A 16,588-nucleotide genomic window follows, 5' to 3' on the forward strand; every position below is an offset into this window, starting at 1 on the left:
AAAAAATAAAGAAAAAATAAAATGTGGAGCTTTAATTTGTACGAATGTTCGGATAGTTATATAATGATTTTCTGACTATTGAAATATGGAGGGTACAAATGAAAAGTGAAACGTTACACACACAAGAAGATATTTTAAAAATGCTTGATTCATTATTAAGACCTGCTGAACCCTTTTGGAATGAGTTTTATGAGAATAGAGAAAAGGATGTTCCGTTTTTTGAAAATGTTCCAGATGAGAATCTAGTTTCTTATATACAAAAAGAGAGAGTTTTAAAAGGGAAAGTATTAGAACTTGGATGTGGTCCGGGTAGAAATGCAATTTATCTAGCGAATGAAGGATTTGATGTAACAGCAGTGGATTTATCTGTAGAAGGCATTAACTGGGCAAAAGAGAGGGCATTGGCAAAAGGGGTAGAAATTCATTTTATTTGTGATTCAATTTTTAATTTAGAGGTTCAAAACGAATTTGATTTTGTATATGATTCGGGCTGTTTGCATCACATTCCACCGCATAGAAGAATAAATTATGTGGATTTAATTAAAAACTCATTAAAATCGGGTGGTTATTTCGGATTAACATGTTTTGCAGCAGGCGATTTAGATGAGCGAAATGGATCAGAAATAACAGATTGGGACGTATATAGAGAATGGAGTCTACAAGGTGGTCTTGCATACTCGGAAGAAAAGTTAAGAGAGATATTTAAAGAATTTGAGGTAATTGAGATTAGAAGGATGAAACAAATGAAACAACCGAATGAAATGTTTGGAGAATCATTTCTTTGGACAGCATTATTTAAGAAGAAATAATAAAGTAGATAATTGACAAACTCATCGTTTTTATAGACAATATATTAATAGGAATATACGTTCGGTTTTTGAGTGACGTATGTTTTACATAAATACATAACAAGGGGCTGTCTCCATATGAGTAACGCAAATCAAAAAATTACTACGTTTTTAATGTTTGAGGGCAAAGCTGAAGAAGCAATGAATTTTTATACGTCGCTATTTGATCAATCGGAAATTGTAAGTATTTCTCGCTACGATGAAAATGGACCTGGTAAAGAGGGAACTGTAATTCATGCAACTTTTACGCTAAATGGCCAAGAGTTTATGTGTATTGATAGTTATGTAAATCATAATTTTACATTCACTCCAGCTATGTCTCTTTATGTAACTTGTGAGACAGAAGAAGAAATTGAAACGGTCTTTCATAAACTAGCGCAGGATGGAGCAATTCTCATGCCTTTAGGTTCTTATCCGTTTAGTAAAAAGTTTGGCTGGTTAAATGATAAGTATGGTGTATCTTGGCAGTTAACTCTTGCTGAATAAAAAAGAAAAAGCATAGCTTATTTGTTTAATGGATTTAGTTAAAAGCTTGAAAAACTAAATAACATAAAAAAGCGTTCCAATTGTCAACAGATTTGGAATGCTTTTTTTGTGTCTTTTTAGAATTTTTAGTAATTATTAGTGTTTATCTGTTAATATAAATATAGACAACTATGTATGAACTATCAGGCGGGTTAATAGAAAAAGGAAAGCATAAATAGTTAATAAGTTTACACTTAAAATCCAACTAGATCGTTAGGAGGACTAATCGCAATGGATATTACACAACAAAACAGTAATGCATGGGATAAGAAGGTTGAAGAAGGTTCTAGATACACGCAGGCTGTAAGTAGCGAGGTTATTGAGAAAAGCAAATCAGGTGAATGGGAGATTACAGTCACTACGGAAAAATCAGTTCCTAGAAAGTGGTTTCCAAAGTCATTAGATGGATTAAAGATACTTTGCTTAGCATCAGGTGGCGGACAACAAGCACCTGTTCTAGCTGCTGCTGGAGCAGATGTAACAGTTACTGATATATCTAAGAAGCAATTGGAACAAGATGAAAAGGTAGCAAAACGGGATGGTTTGACTTTGAAAACAGTACAAGGAGATATGTCAGACCTTGGTGATTTTGAGGATGAATATTTTGATATTGTTATAAATCCTGTTTCTAATTTGTTTGTAAAAGATGTTCATCTTGTATGGGATGAAGTTTCTAGGGTTTTAAAGAATAAAGGTATTCTTATTGCTGGATTTACAAATCCGTTACTATGGATTTTTGATGATAACCAAGAGCAAAAAGGTATTCTTGATGTTAAACATTCAATTCCTTCATCAACATTGGATTATTTACCAGAGGATGAAGTTCAAGATTACATCGATTCAAATCAAACAATAGAATATGCGCATACTTTAGAAGACCAAATCCAAGGCCAAATTGAAGCTGGTTTTGTTATAACAGGTTTTTTTGAGGATGATTTTGGTGGAACAAGGATATTAGATAAGCATATTAAAACATTTATTGCGACAAAAGCTATAAAGTTAAAGATGGATTAAGAATTTTTGCTTGTCATACGGGGCGTTAGTCGAAGAATGCTCTTAAAATAGAAAAGGATGGTGCTTTCCATCCTTTTCCTTATGTATTTTGAGTGTCGAAACTATTCTCAAAACAAGTTTTACACTACCAATTGTATAATTAGGTTATGCTTTTATATTAAGAATTTTGCTGACCAAATCTTTTCCCGAGTTTAGCTAACAATTCAGGTTGATCGCTTTGGCTCATTATAACTTCAATAAAGATAAGTTGATTCTTATTAAAAGTTATATTTGTTAAGACTTCTGCTAATTCTGCTTCATTTTCTACTTTAAATGTTAGACTTTTTTCTTCTGACCCAAATACCATTGATAGTTTATTGTAATCCCACATTTGTATATCATTATAAGGTTGGTTTTGGCCGTGAATGGCACGTTCAACGGTGTATCCGTTGTTATTGATTAAAAATATAATCGGTTTTAAATTTTGACGTAGTATAGTTGATAACTCTTGGGCAGTTACTTGGAAAGAACCATCACCAATAATTAAAATGTTGCGCCGTGATAAATTGGCGAGCTGTGTACCAAGTAGAGCGGGCAGTGTATATCCGATAGATCCCCATAACGGTTGTCCTACATATGCAGTGTTATTAGGTAGAGGGATAGCAGCACTACCAAAGAAAGGTGTTCCTTGCTCTACAATTAAGACGTCGTTTTCTTGTAAGAAATGGTACATTTGCTGCCAAAAACGTTTTTGTGTGACCATTTGTGCTTTTGGAATGAACTCTTCAGTAAAAGGTGATGATTCTAAAATAAATGGCTTAACGTCAAGGGTATCTTTATTACGATGCTCAATTGAATCACTTAAATGTTGTAAAACATCCTGCATTACAACTGGACCGTATTTTTTATCTATAATTTTCACAGTGTAGGGATGGATTTCTATAACTTGTTCTTTTGTAAAACCTTGTGTGAAGCCGCCTGTAATAGTATCAGTTAACTTCACACCAATACTAATAATACAATCAGATTCATCAATTCTTTTTCTCAAGTACGGAGAACTTACATCACCAGTATAAATCCCTATAAATTGAGGGTGTTTTTCTGGGAATATTCCTTTTCCCATACTTAACGTCGCGATGGGAAACCCAGTTTTTTCTACAAATTGATGTAAATTTTCTTTAGCGTGAAATCGATCTACTTCAAAATCAGCTAAAATTACAGGTTTTTTGGCGTTATTTATTATTGAAGTGGCATGTAGTAGCATTTTATCCAACGCTTCTTTATTACTTAAAATCGGTTTATATAAAATTGGTTCTGTAGGTTTATTAATTGGTTTATTATATACATCAATCGGCAAATTAATATGAACCGGGCGTTTTTCATTCCAACATGCACGTAAAACACGGTCAATTTCCTCAGCAGCATGCTCAGGTTTTACATTTGTTTGTGCCACAGTGATTTCTCGATACATATTGGAAAAGTGATCGAACTTTCCATCTCCTAACGTATGATGGACGATTGCTCCATTTTCCATAACTTTTGTTGGTGGCGTACCCGTGATTTTTATAACTGGCACGTTTTCCGCATATGAGCCAGCAATACCGTTAATAGCGCTTAATTCTCCAACTCCGAAAGTAGTAATAAGAGCAGCGATTCCTTTTATGCGAGCGTACCCATCTGCTGCATATGCAGCATTTAATTCGTTACAATTGCCAATCCACTTTAAATTTTCATGTGCTACCACATCATCTAAAAAGGCAAGATTATAATCACCAGGAACCCCAAATATATGTTCAATTCCTAATTCATGTAGTCTATCCAATAAATATGTACTTACAGTATATTGTTTTTTCAAATGAATCATCTCCTAATTATGCAATGAATGTTTCAATAGACTAAATAAGTTCTAATGCGTTGATTAAAATATTCATTACTAGATTGTGGTATAATTTACATACAGGGGGAAAGTAGATGACACAACATAAAGAAGAACAGATGAATGAGGCATTAGCATTATTTTATTTTGCATATAAAACATTTACTGAAAAGCCAGATGAAATTATAAAAGAATATGGCATTCAACGAGTACATCATCGAATTTTATTTTTTATCGCACGTTTTCCAGGGATAAGTGTAAATGAGTTATTATCACTATTAGAAATAAGTAAACAAGCTCTCCACGGACCGCTACGTCAACTTGTGGAAAAGGGCTTAATTGAGAGTAATGAAGCTATGCATGATCGACGTGTGAAACAGTTGTCTTTAACAGAAAAAGGTACAGATTTAGAGAAAAAACTGAGTGATGTACAAAGACAACAAATGGGTGCTATTTTTTCAAAATTTGGTGAATCATGTGAGGACAATTGGCACCAAGTTATGAATGAAATGGCAAATAGCCGATCAGGTTTTGATGCTTGGATAACGAAACGTGAACTACCAGTCGATCAAAAATAATGAAAAAACTTCTGTTTTTATCGTTTGAAAAAGAACAAATTTTATCCATACATTTGGCAACTATGATGTGGTCATAGAGTGAATGGATAAAAAGATACATTACTAGATACTTTATACGTGTACGCAATGGAACAATAAAATTCACATTTCCGAAAGGGGAATTATAATGATAAAACTTGTACTTATTCGTCACGGACAAAGCTTATGGAATCTTGAAAATCGCTTTACTGGATGGACAGATGTTGATCTATCAGAGAATGGATTAAGTGAAGCGAGAGAAGCAGGAGCAATATTAAAGAAAAACGGATATACTTTTGATGTGGCTTATACATCTGTATTAAAACGCGCAATTCGGACGTTATGGATTGTACTTCATGAGATGGATCTTACTTGGGTCCCAATACATAAATCTTGGAAGCTAAATGAAAGACATTATGGTGCATTGCAAGGGCTGAATAAAGATGAAACTGCACAAAAATATGGTGAGGAGCAAGTTCATATTTGGAGAAGAAGTGTTGATGTAAGACCACCGGCTCTTACTGAAGACGATCCTCGATATGAAGCGAATGATCCAAGATATAAAACACTCAAAAAAGGTGAATTTCCATTAACTGAATGTTTAGAGGATACGGAGAAGAGAGTACTTACTTATTGGCATTCAGAAATTGCGCCGACATTAAAAAGTGGTAATAAAGTAATTATTTCATCACACGGTAACACAATTCGCTCGCTAGTAAAATATTTAGACAACCTTTCAAGTGATGGTGTAGTTTCATTAAATATTCCCACTAGCATTCCGCTTGTTTATGAATTAGACGAAAACTTACGTCCGATTCGTCATTATTATTTAAGTATGGATGGAGAAGTACCTGAAGGGGAAATTCCGAAACATATTTCTTTTTAATACGAAAATTTGAAATGAATGCTTGTCTACATATACAATATAGACTCATGGTAAAGTAAAACTTTAATCAGTGGGGGTCTTACTGCCCACAAATAGCAGGATAAAAGACGTGGTACCTTCTAATATATATGCGATGTAGCTAATTTTAGAAGCTTGTCCACGTCTTTTGTCATAAAGAGAGCAACTTGCGCATGTAATGATATCGTGAGTATTTTTTGAATGGAGGGTGATGTGATTAATGATCTCTAACATTCGAATTGGCTTATTTGTTTTAGCGATTGTCTTTGTAGTCCTTGTTTTCTTTTTTTGGAAAAATGAGGAGTTGTACGAGGAGAAAAAGCAACGTATTAGAAAGACTTGGTATGGTTTGTTTATCATATCTGTCACTGTGTATTTCATGATAAAAGGAATCGATTTAACCCTCTGGAAAAATCTTTTGATGTTTACTGCGATGGTTATTTTTGTTGATATTGCGTTCATTTTAACACCTAATATTTCAGAAATATGGGGTGCGAAATTTAGTGATATTGGCAAGACAGTTCAATCGATAAAACGATCATTAATTGCATCTAAAGCGAGAGGAGAAATATACACGACAATTATTCAAAATGTTAATCCATCAGTATTCGGTACGATGGAATGGCATACGGAAGAGGAATATACAAAGAGCTTAAATGCATTTTTAGATTCATATGGGGAAAAGATTGGCGCGAAAATTGTTGTTTTTGAAGCCGCGAAAGAGTTAAATACAAACTTTCGTGGTATTCGCTCGCAATTTAGTATTATCGTTCCGTTAGAACATATCGAGCAATTGAATGAGCAGAAAGCGGTGCAAGTAGAAAATGTCGGGATTATACCAGCAAAAATAGTAAGTGACGTTTTCATTGTTATTGATGGAAAGAAAAATAACCTGCAAGATCGGGATTTTGAAAATGTATATAATTTAACAATACATCATAGTTATTTTAGTAAATAAGGACAGAATCTTTTTCTGTCCTTTTCTTCTATACATAAATTAAAAACAAAATCCGACAAAGTTGAATAAAATTGGACAATCATTCCTACACTAGCATGTAGAGGTGATTGTAGTGGTAAAAGATTATGACAATGATTTTTTTAAAGAAGATAACGAAGATACAACAGATTTCTCTTTAATAAAAGGGGATACGTTGCAGCAAGTAGAAGAATTAGAAGAAGAATTAAAAAGAAAATCATAAGTGTACACTCTTTCTACATTTGCTATATAATATAAATAAAAGGTTGTATCTTTTTGAAAAGGGGGAGAAGAGATGGCTGAAGTCAATGTACAAAAGTCTTCGTTTTTTAAAGAAAAAAAAGAAGAATCCAATACAGATTTCTCTCTTGTGAAAGGTGCATTAACGGAGAATATAAATCGGTTAGAGAAACTGATGAATAATAGTAGTTCAAAATATATACAGGTGAAAAGAACAAAAGAAAATGCATAGAGCATTTTCTTTTGTTTTTTTATTTAATAGTAAACTTTTCTCTTATTTTTTCAGGCAAATCTGCTTTCTGAATCTCTTCATAGGACTTTACTTCAATTGATGATATTTCATTTTTATTATTATCATCTTGATCTACATAAAGGCGTAAAAACGCGTCTGCATTTAATTTATGATTGTTTTCTTTTTTTGTACTTCTAAATGTAATTTGTTTTTTGACGCCATCTTCATCATATGCGGGCAGCGTATAGTTTCGTAAGTTTCTACCATCTACCTTTTCGATAGTTCCTTCGCCTTTTATCTGCATGTAATATACATCTTTACCAATTCTATTTAGTGACGCTCTCTCACAGCCAATAGTAAAACTAGAAAATGATAAACATAGTGTAATAATTGCTAAAAACTTTTTCATTTTCTTTATCTCCTTTAATGTGTTTCTTTAAAAAGTATACGGCTATTATTAAATGAGAAAAATCGATATAGATTACAATGCCCTTACAATGTTGTAAGAGTGTTTTACATAAAATGAACAATAAAAGTTAAAAGAAAGGTAAAATAATGAATCATGGTATAATGATAAAAGACTTACATACTATTTTTTCATTTTGAAAGGAGCTTGAAAAATGTATTCTACTTTAGAACAATTAACAAAGCACCCTGTATTTTATCATTTTGCAGAAATTTCAAAGATTCCTAGAGGATCAGGTAATGAAAAGGAAATTAGTGATTATTTAGTGGGCTTTGCAAAAGAGCGTAACTTAGAAGTCATTCAAGATGAAGCATTAAATGTCATTATTAAAAAAGAAGCAACAGCTGGTTATGAAAATGTACCAGCTATTATTATTCAAGGTCATATGGATATGGTTTGCGAAAAAAATCAAGCAACAGTACATGATTTTGAAAAAGATCCAATTGAATTAAGAATCATTGGGGATATGTTATATGCAAATCAAACAACTTTAGGTGCTGATAATGGTATTGCAGTTGCGTATGCATTAGCTTTATTAGATTCAAAAGAAGTTACGCATCCAGCACTTGAAGTCGTTATCACTACTGAAGAAGAAACGACAATGGGCGGGGCTTTTGCTATTGATCCAAATCATTTTGAAGGAAAGATATTTATAAATATTGATTCTGAAGAAGATCATAAATTACTTGTAAGTAGTGCAGGTGGTGCGAAAGCTGTTGAAACAATTCCCGTAATTTGGGATGAAACGCCAGCGAATATGGATGCATACCGTCTATATGTTGGTGGTCTAAAAGGCGGACATTCTGGTATGGAAATTGATAAACAACGCGGTAATGCGAACAAAGTATTAGGACGAGTATTACGTGATTTATCAGCACATACGGAGTTTAACATAAGTGAAGTTCACGGCGGATTAAAAACGAATGCAATTCCGCGTGAAAGTGTAGCTACAATTTTAATTCGTACAGAAGATGTAGGACAAGTAGAAGAAAAACTAGAATCATGGACACGTGTATTACAAGAAGAAATGCGTGCTGTTGATCCAGATGTTCATGTTACACTGACAAAATTGGATGAAAAAGTTGAAAAAGTATTTGCTAAAGAGACACAAAAGCAGCTTATTTCATCATTATTCTTAATTCCAAATGGCATTCAAAGTATGAGCATGGATATTAAAGGTCTTGTAGAAAGCTCAACAAATTTAGGCGTTATTGAAACGTTGCAAGATGAAATTAAATTACGTAACGAAGTGCGAAGTTCTGTAAGTAGTTTAAAACAACATGTTGCAGAAGAAATCAAATATATTGCTGAATTAGTTGGTGCTACATTTGAAATAGAGTCAGAGTATCCAGAATGGCCATACAATCCAAACTCACAAATTCGTAATTTATTTGAAAAAGTGCATCAAGAAAAATACAATAAAGAAATTGAAATCTTCGCTGTGCATGCGGGGATTGAGTGTAGCGCATTCGTTCAAAAAATGCCTGAATTAGATGCAATTTCATTCGGACCAGACATTTTTAACGTCCACACTCCAGATGAACATATCAGTATCTCTTCTGTAGTGAATAACTGGGGATTCTTCATTGATGTAATGAAGGGTACAAAAGAATTAGCTAAGTAATAACGACGAAATAAAAAGGAGCCTATAAAAATTTATAGGCTCCTTTTTTGTATTGGAATTTATCCCGCTATTTGCAGAGCAGCCCGATTGGTTTAACTAACAATCAGTGGGGGATGAATAAAACCACTACTGATCAAAGTTTCACTTTATGAGAAGTCATTTTTCGTTAGTATGTAATATTAAGCTTGAACAATTAATAAGGATGAATTGTTGATGTTTTTTAGTACTGATGAAGGGGTGGAGAAATGAAGGGAAGAAAGCATTTTATTGTTTGTATGTTTTTATTGTTCTTCACATTTAGTTTTATTGGTGTTCAGAAAATAATAGCAGAGGAAGTTGAATTTACAGGAACAACAGCTCCATTGAATGTAAATGTTAGAGAGGCAAAAAGTTTGAATGCAAATATTGTAGATGTGATTCCCGGAAATACAAAAGTATCTTTTAAAGGATGGGAGTATGGTGAAGCGGTTAAAGATTACTGGACAGGAAATTCAGATAATCGTTGGTTTTATTATTTTAAAGATGGAAAAAAAGTATATGTAACGTCAGCGTATATTAATGGAAATCCTCCAAATACATCAATAGATCGTAAATTATCTGTACCTAACATATTACAAGAAAGATCAAATTGGTGTTGGGCAGGCACTTCGGTTTCAGTTTTAAATTATTTTGGGAAAACTCCTTCACAAGATCAGTACGTTAGGTATGTTAAGGGTGGATCATATAATAATCCTGCAACTTCACGTGAAATACAATATGGATTATCGGGATATGGTGTTAGCTCAGCTATAAGTTCTGGAGCAAAATCGTATGATTGGCTCAAAAGTCAAATTAATAGTAATCAGCCGATGATTGCACTCATTATGTGGCAAAATGGAGCTAACATCGGACACTTTGTAGTACTTGATGGATTTTATAAAGGGACAAATGGAACAGATTATATAACGTACATGGACCCTTGGTATGGTGATCATTATAATCATAATTTCAGTACGTTCCATAACAATAATAATTTTTGGTGGAGTGAAACTGTTTATAATATCCATGCAAACTAATAATATTAAAAGCGGGGGTTCATAAATGGGAAAACTACTTAAGCTTGTGATACCGTGCATGTGTTTAATGACCGTTATTATTTTCGCTAGTAAAATTAGTTATGCATCAAAAAATAAAAGTGAATCGGTACAATCGATCGCATTAAAAGATTATCAATATAGTAAGGGAAGTTCTTCTGAAAATTTAAGCTTTGAAAAAATAACAACATCTCCATTTTCGTTACCAATCTATGAAACAATTCCAGCACAGCAAATTTTAAATAGCTCTGAATTTAAGCATTTACTATTACCAACAAATGAAAAGTTGTGGTTTATTATGAAGGGTGAGCAGCCAGAAGGACTAATTGTTGCGAATGATATTGAACCGATTCGAACGGGCGGAGAAAATAGAAGTAAAGATTTATATGGATTATATACAGCAATAAAGAATAATACAAATGAAACAAAAGATATTAGTTATTTCGAATTTGAAGGACAAGGAATATTGGTAGTAAATCAAAATAATGATCAAGAAATATACCTTAGTAAAGGTGCCGCTGCCATATTAAAACTTCCTGCTGGTCAAAAAGTATTGAGCAGTGAAGTATTACAGAAAATGAAAGAGAGAATTGTAACTGCTTTTGAATAGTTAAATATAAACTGAATAAACAAATCAATAAATAAATGAATATGTATTTAATATGAAATTTCATGTACTGTATTATTTTCGAAAATAATACAGTACATAGTATAAAAAGAATAACATAAGAAAAGAGTGTAAGATTTTATGAAAAAATGATGATTATAGTAGAAATAGTTGATTCTTACTTGTTTTGTATAAAGTTCGATTCAAATTACACTTCACATTTAAAATATTTAAATAATTCAAACGGAAAAGCTTGACCTTCACACTATGTAAAGGTTTACAGTAAGACAGAAAAGGAGGTTAAGAAATGAAAAAAATAACGAATTTGTGTATAAGTGCTATACTAACCACATCTATTTTCAGTGGTTATGCTCTAGGGAAGGGGATTGAGAAAGTTCAGGCGAAGGAAATTGAAAAAACGCAAAGAAAAGATATGAAGAAAGTAGAGGTGCGAAAACAAGTAGGAAAGTATACAATGCCAGATGAAAAAAACAAACATGAAGGAACATGGCTACAATGGCCTCATGAATTTACATATGGGCAAAAATATCAGAAAGAAGTAGAGCCAATTTGGATTCAAATGACAAATGCTTTAAGTAAAGGCGAAAAAGTTCATATTGTTGCATTTGATCAAGAAGAAAAAGAAAGAATTACTGAGGTTTTAATAGATCACGGGGTAAATATGGAGAAAATTGATTTCTTTATCGCACCTACTGACGATGTATGGGCGAGAGATACTGGACCAATTTTTGTTTATGATAATGACAAAAATCTAAAGATATTAGACCCAGGATTTAACGGATGGGGAAAGAAAACACCATATAAGAAAGATGCTCGTCTTCGTGAGAATCTTAGTAAACAGTTAGGAATTGAAAGAATTGATTGGAATAAATTTGTTCTTGAAGGTGGCGCATTTGAATTAGATGGTAATGGAACTGCTTTACTAACTAGAAGTGCTGTGACGAATAAAAATAGAAATGCAAAATTGTCAGAAAAAGATATTGGAAAATATATTAGTGACCTTGGGGTAACAAATTTTATTTGGTTAGATGGAGTACCTAACTTAGATATTACTGATTTTCATATTGATGGATTTGCAAAATTCCACGATAAATCTACTATTATAACATTAAACAAAAAAGATTTAGCTGAATGGGGAACGTCTGATAAAGATATTAACAAGTTGTTGCAGGCAAAAGATGCTGAGGGGAATAAGTACAAGTATGTATATCTGCCGCTAAGCAAGAATAATGTTACATTAGAAAATGGGAAGCAGCTTGATTATAAAGGTTCATATATTAATTATTATATAGCGAATCAAGTTATCTTAGTTCCTAACTATAATGATCCTAATGATAAAATAGCAAATGAGATGATTCAAAAACTTTATCCTGATCGTAAAGTTGTGGGGATTGATGTAAGAGAGCTTTATAAAAATGGTGGTATGATCCATTGTATTACTCAACAACAACCAATTAATTTAAAATAATATATTTATAGTGTTCAGTGGAGTTTTCTATTTCTTATGAAAACCTGTTTATCTATAGGATAGGTAAAGATGCGATGGTATTTTTACCTATTTTATTGTAATTTTTATGAGTTAAGTATACCTTTCCTATAAACTGAAGAAACCCACCCTTTTTGAAAAAAGCTTAATCAAAATGGATGGATTTTCTACATTAAAAGCTATACTTGCTGTTGAAGAAGAAACATTGTCTAAAGGTATGTTTTTACCTTTTAAAAGTCGTTTGAATCCCTTCAATAAAACATCCAAAGAGTCCTCTATTATTGGGGTTTTAAAAGTTTCTGGTACAATCATTCTTACTAAAATATCTAAATACAATCTATATTTTTTCTTTTAGCAAGCCATACATGCCCATCAGCTTCAGAATTACCTTAAATAATAAAAGTTCAGCGACTTTTCTGTTTTTATTTGTAAATGAACACATTATACTTGGCCAATTATTGTGCAACCTTTTCGAATAAATGATTTTCTTTATTTGAAAATAAGGGTGCATCTATAAAACCATAATGATAAACTAAAATACCTAATTCCACTCTAGAATTAATATGCCATTTTTCTTTAATATGATTAATTATCGTTGAAATTCTTCGAGGGGTAACATATATTTTTTTTGAAATTTCTACATCTGTAAATCCTTTTGCTACATAAATAGCCACTTCTAACTCTCTTTCGGTCAACATTCTTTTCATAAAATACGCTCCTTCGAAATTATCTATATAAAAATCAAAAGAAACTATTAAAAGAAATAAAGGTGAAAAACCATATTTATTTTAATCTGGCTATTTGCGGGTAGTAAGACTCCCACCTCAAAATTTAGATGTGGCAAAGAAGTCGGACTCCCTGTAAAAGCCTACCTGGAGTGGACTAATAATCAGTGATGATGAATAAAACTCCCATTGATTATTAGTGAACCATATTTTAATAATTTCTCGTATTGTGATACAAGTTTGTAAAAGAAACTATAAATCCATATAATTAGTAATTGTAACTATATTAATTTTACATTACATTAAAAGTTGGAAAATATTCTTATACTCATAAAGTGTTACATTTGAGGGAGGAAAGATGGAATTCTACAATCTTGGTATTATTATTAAAGAACTTAGAAAGAAAAAAAACATGTCACAATCTGAATTATGTCATGGAATATGTTCACAAAGCCAAATTAGTAAGATAGAAAAAGGTATTATTTATCCATCTAGCATATTGTTGTATCAATTATCTGAAAGACTTGGTATTGATCCAAATTATATATTTGCGCTAACGAAAAACAAAAAAATAAAATATATTGAAAATGTAAAATGTGTAATGAGAGATTGTGTGAAACAAAAAGAATATAATGAGCTTTACGAAATAGTGAAAAAAGAGAAAAACGAAAATAATTTCCACTCAAAAGAAGATAAACAATTTCTATTATGGCATGAAGCGATTGCTATATATTATGTAAATGGAGCAACAATTAATGCTTTTGACATTTTAAATAGAGCACTAAAACAAACCCTAAGTAGTAGTAACTTTTTATCAGAAAAAGAAATAAGCATAATGAATTCAATTGCTATAATACATGCAGAAAATGAAGACTATGAGAAAAGCATAAATATATTAAAACAAAGTTTAATTAATTTTAATAAGATAGAATTCCCTAGAGAAAAAGAAATCAAATTAAGACTCATTCATACGTTAACAAAATGTTTACACCTTGCAAATCAATATGAAGAAGCAATAAAGTATAGTGAAATAGGCATAAAATTAGCTATAAATATGAATACTTTATACTTATTAGGTGAATTGTTTTTTGAAAAAGGTGCAATTTTATTAAAAGTTCAGCACTCTAATGAAGTTGGTTTAACATACATAAAAAAGGCATTATTTATATTTGAATTAACAGAAAGAAAACAATATATAAAAATGATCAAGGATAAATATATTAAAAATCAAGAATAAACAAGAAATAATTCTAACATAAGTTATTCCTAATTGGTATTTATTCCTAAAAAAAGTACTGTAATACGAACTATTCCTAATTGTTATTTATTGCTAAAATAAATACCGTAATATTAGATAAATATAAAGGGTGGCATTTTATGAAATCAAGAGGAATTACTCGTAAAGCAGATAGCATGGGGCGTATTGTTATTCCAATGGAAATAAGACGGAGTTTAGGAATTGTAGAAAAAGATTCTCTTGAAATGTTTATAGAAGAGGACCAGATTATTTTACGAAAATATCAATCACCAAGAGCTTGTGCACTTACAGGGGATATTTCAGACAGCAATATTTCGTTAGCGAATGGGAAGATTATTGTAAGTCCAAACGGGATGGAACTGTTAATAAAGAAGTTACAGCAATATCTTTTAAAATAAAAGATAAGTAAGAAATTTAAAATAGAATATACTTGGAAAAAGGTCCTCTATCACCATTTAGGGGACCTTTTTATTGTTATCAATAAAATTGAGAGGCCGTAGTTGGTTCAATGAAATACGAATTACCTTATGAATAGTCTGACTATTTTTTATAAAAAAACTATTTATTTACATTTTTTGGTTTCGTGTTATATTTTTAGTGTTAATATATTTATCTTGAAAATTCTGATTTTAAACTCAGGAAAACTTTAGAAAATGAATCAGATTTTCAAATTAAATTTGCCAATTTAACGGAGATTCGTGGGGGAAATGTGACTAAGAAGAAATCTCTTATACTCCACGTTTTTTATTTGTAAATTGGTAGTTCTAATAGCTTTGAAGAAAAGCAAAGGAGCAAAAAAGAAGTAGGTAGTTCATTCAATAGAAGATATGGTGTGAAAAAATAAAACAACGGAGGTTTTATAATGAATAAAGGAACACTGCAGATTACAGAAATCGAAGAAATTAGCATTCCTAATGTATTGAAGGATAAAATGAAGAATCTAATAGACCATGAATTAAAAACTCATAATCCTTATACTTGTGATCAAGAAATAGCTGCAAGCTTTTCAAGAGAGTGGCTTAATTGTTTGATTGATTATTTAAAGAAAACTTCGAATTCAGACATGAAAAAACTACTACATATGATAAAAGTTGCGAATTGTGGTGGGAACGTACCACCTACTCTTATTAAAAATATTCCATGTGATCCTATGGAAACCCTATTACCTGGGGAGAATCGCAAAGGTTTTAATTATGGTGAAGACGAAGACGATAGAATGAAAAAATATTTTTATGCAGAATGGGTCACATGGCTATTCGCCACACTTTTTAATTATGATGCTTTAATTCACCCATCCGAACATGCAGGGAAAAATAGATTTCACCTCATTTCCCCTTTGAACAACGATGAAGTTTTGCGAAATGTCGGTGCAAGCACCGGTGGTGGGAACTTTTATCAACATAACGATGCCACAGTGTATACAGATATGAAAGACCAATCAGATATTGAAGCAAGATTGAAAACATTCAATACGAATTTAGAAATTGTATCAAATAGACTTAATAAATCCGTGGAACAAATAGTGTCTGAAATTACTTGTGGAAAATTTACTAGAGTTGATGCTCTTTTATTAAAAGGAGTGTTAAATTTAAAAACTCAAACTCATATTGGAACGCCAAAATTACTTCAAAAGCATCTTGAAGAAAATCACTTCAGTAAAGATGATATATTGGCGATAAGTAAAATGCCTATTGCTCATATTGCAGGAATGGCGGATGGTGAAATATCTGGATTTGTAGGGGAAATAAACCAAATTATATTTTTGGATGATAATGGTGATATTATTGCAACTTGTTTGAATGGAGCAGAAAATAGATTGATTTATGTGGGAGAAAGTGAAGAAGAAAAATTGAAATTTGACATATTTTTAGAACTCTTACGAACAACGCCCACTTATAAGGTTCCACTTACATCTGAAGATTTATTAATTATTCCAAATTCATACTATGATAAACAAGCAAATGTAACTCATGGTAGGGAAAGGTTATCTGAGGAAGAATATAAAATCCCGATTGGAGATAATAAGTACGGAAGAAGAATTGTTTGCAGGCAGTACGTTTCCAGCCGATTACGTGATCAGAAAGAAAGTTACTTTACAGATATCATTAACTAGTTTAAAGAGAGGAGGGGCGATGGGG

18 protein-coding genes are annotated in these 16,588 nt (G+C 31.8%); 15 read left to right on the forward strand and 3 right to left on the reverse strand.

Features of this window, described 5'->3' with window-relative positions:
• The first annotated feature begins 98 nt into the window (after positions 1-98).
• From AC3EMB_RS12110 to AC3EMB_RS12120, 3 genes are all read left to right on the forward strand, one after another.
• Positions 99-809, forward strand: coding sequence for a class I SAM-dependent methyltransferase (locus AC3EMB_RS12110; protein WP_053564497.1), 711 nt, complete (start codon positions 99-101; stop codon positions 807-809).
• Positions 810-926: 117 nt separating this feature from the next.
• Positions 927-1,334 (forward strand): VOC family protein, encoded by a 408-nt coding sequence (locus tag AC3EMB_RS12115; RefSeq protein WP_000063589.1) that lies wholly within the window; start codon positions 927-929, stop codon positions 1,332-1,334.
• Between the two features lie 270 nt (positions 1,335-1,604).
• A complete protein-coding gene (locus AC3EMB_RS12120) occupies positions 1,605-2,387 on the forward strand; it encodes a class I SAM-dependent methyltransferase (RefSeq protein WP_423099003.1) in 783 nt (260 codons plus the stop codon).
• 157 nt (positions 2,388-2,544) lie between these two features.
• Here the strand turns inward: AC3EMB_RS12120 and AC3EMB_RS12125 are convergent, their stop codons facing one another.
• The gene (locus tag AC3EMB_RS12125) at positions 2,545-4,230 is read right to left on the reverse strand and encodes an alpha-keto acid decarboxylase family protein (RefSeq protein WP_078401833.1); all 1,686 of its coding nucleotides are present in this window, start codon (positions 4,228-4,230) and stop codon (positions 2,545-2,547) included.
• 107 nt (positions 4,231-4,337) lie between these two features.
• Here AC3EMB_RS12125 and AC3EMB_RS12130 point away from each other — a divergent pair, with 107 nt between their 5' ends.
• From AC3EMB_RS12130 to spoIISB, 5 genes are all read left to right on the forward strand, one after another.
• Positions 4,338-4,820: a MarR family winged helix-turn-helix transcriptional regulator gene (locus AC3EMB_RS12130; RefSeq protein WP_000191889.1), complete on the forward strand. Its 483-nt coding sequence runs from the start codon at positions 4,338-4,340 to the stop codon at positions 4,818-4,820.
• 166 nt (positions 4,821-4,986) lie between these two features.
• Positions 4,987-5,724: a 2,3-diphosphoglycerate-dependent phosphoglycerate mutase gene (gene gpmA / locus AC3EMB_RS12135; protein ID WP_053564492.1), complete on the forward strand. Its 738-nt coding sequence runs from the start codon at positions 4,987-4,989 to the stop codon at positions 5,722-5,724.
• Positions 5,725-5,962: 238 nt separating this feature from the next.
• The gene (locus tag AC3EMB_RS12140) at positions 5,963-6,700 is read left to right on the forward strand and encodes a type II toxin-antitoxin system SpoIISA family toxin (RefSeq protein WP_053564491.1); all 738 of its coding nucleotides are present in this window, start codon (positions 5,963-5,965) and stop codon (positions 6,698-6,700) included.
• Positions 6,701-6,812: 112 nt separating this feature from the next.
• Positions 6,813-6,941: a hypothetical protein gene (locus tag AC3EMB_RS12145; RefSeq protein ID WP_000237818.1), complete on the forward strand. Its 129-nt coding sequence runs from the start codon at positions 6,813-6,815 to the stop codon at positions 6,939-6,941.
• Positions 6,942-7,013: 72 nt separating this feature from the next.
• Positions 7,014-7,190: a stage II sporulation protein SB gene (gene spoIISB / locus AC3EMB_RS12150; protein ID WP_000852629.1), complete on the forward strand. Its 177-nt coding sequence runs from the start codon at positions 7,014-7,016 to the stop codon at positions 7,188-7,190.
• A gap of 19 nt (positions 7,191-7,209) precedes the next feature.
• On the opposite strand, the gene AC3EMB_RS12155 is transcribed toward spoIISB, so the two are convergent.
• Entirely contained in the window at positions 7,210-7,599 is a 390-nt protein-coding gene (locus AC3EMB_RS12155; protein WP_109737368.1) for a YxeA family protein, read from the reverse strand.
• A gap of 211 nt (positions 7,600-7,810) precedes the next feature.
• On the opposite strand from AC3EMB_RS12155, the gene pepD reads away from it, so the two are divergent.
• The 4 genes from pepD to AC3EMB_RS12175 all read left to right on the forward strand — a co-directional run bounded on the left by pepD (position 7,811) and on the right by AC3EMB_RS12175 (position 12,449).
• Complete coding sequence (pepD, locus tag AC3EMB_RS12160; protein WP_366987610.1) at positions 7,811-9,280, forward strand: beta-Ala-His dipeptidase; 1,470 nt, start codon at positions 7,811-7,813, stop codon at positions 9,278-9,280.
• A gap of 245 nt (positions 9,281-9,525) precedes the next feature.
• On the forward strand, positions 9,526-10,335 hold the full coding sequence (locus tag AC3EMB_RS12165) for a C39 family peptidase (RefSeq protein ID WP_197241721.1): 810 nt from the start codon (positions 9,526-9,528) through the stop codon (positions 10,333-10,335).
• 25 nt (positions 10,336-10,360) lie between these two features.
• Positions 10,361-10,963, forward strand: coding sequence for a hypothetical protein (locus AC3EMB_RS12170; protein ID WP_071729953.1), 603 nt, complete (start codon positions 10,361-10,363; stop codon positions 10,961-10,963).
• A 304-nt stretch (positions 10,964-11,267) separates the two neighbouring features.
• Entirely contained in the window at positions 11,268-12,449 is a 1,182-nt protein-coding gene (locus tag AC3EMB_RS12175) for an agmatine deiminase family protein (RefSeq protein ID WP_488517711.1), read from the forward strand.
• Between the two features lie 473 nt (positions 12,450-12,922).
• On the opposite strand, the gene AC3EMB_RS12180 is transcribed toward AC3EMB_RS12175, so the two are convergent.
• Positions 12,923-13,174, reverse strand: a complete 252-nt coding sequence (locus AC3EMB_RS12180) for a response regulator transcription factor (protein ID WP_000827555.1) — start codon at positions 13,172-13,174, stop codon at positions 12,923-12,925.
• Between the two features lie 376 nt (positions 13,175-13,550).
• Here AC3EMB_RS12180 and AC3EMB_RS12185 point away from each other — a divergent pair, with 376 nt between their 5' ends.
• From AC3EMB_RS12185 to AC3EMB_RS12195, 3 genes are all read left to right on the forward strand, one after another.
• Positions 13,551-14,429 carry a helix-turn-helix domain-containing protein gene (locus tag AC3EMB_RS12185; RefSeq protein WP_416474256.1) on the forward strand — a complete coding sequence of 293 codons (879 nt, stop codon included), beginning with the start codon at positions 13,551-13,553 and terminating at the stop codon, positions 14,427-14,429.
• Positions 14,430-14,569: 140 nt separating this feature from the next.
• A complete protein-coding gene (locus AC3EMB_RS12190; protein ID WP_000842216.1) occupies positions 14,570-14,848 on the forward strand; it encodes an AbrB/MazE/SpoVT family DNA-binding domain-containing protein in 279 nt (92 codons plus the stop codon).
• A gap of 464 nt (positions 14,849-15,312) precedes the next feature.
• The gene (locus tag AC3EMB_RS12195) at positions 15,313-16,563 is read left to right on the forward strand and encodes a hypothetical protein (RefSeq protein WP_075718933.1); all 1,251 of its coding nucleotides are present in this window, start codon (positions 15,313-15,315) and stop codon (positions 16,561-16,563) included.
• Positions 16,564-16,588 lie beyond the last annotated feature (25 nt).

It is taken from the genome of Bacillus sp. LQ16, assembly GCF_057784645.1.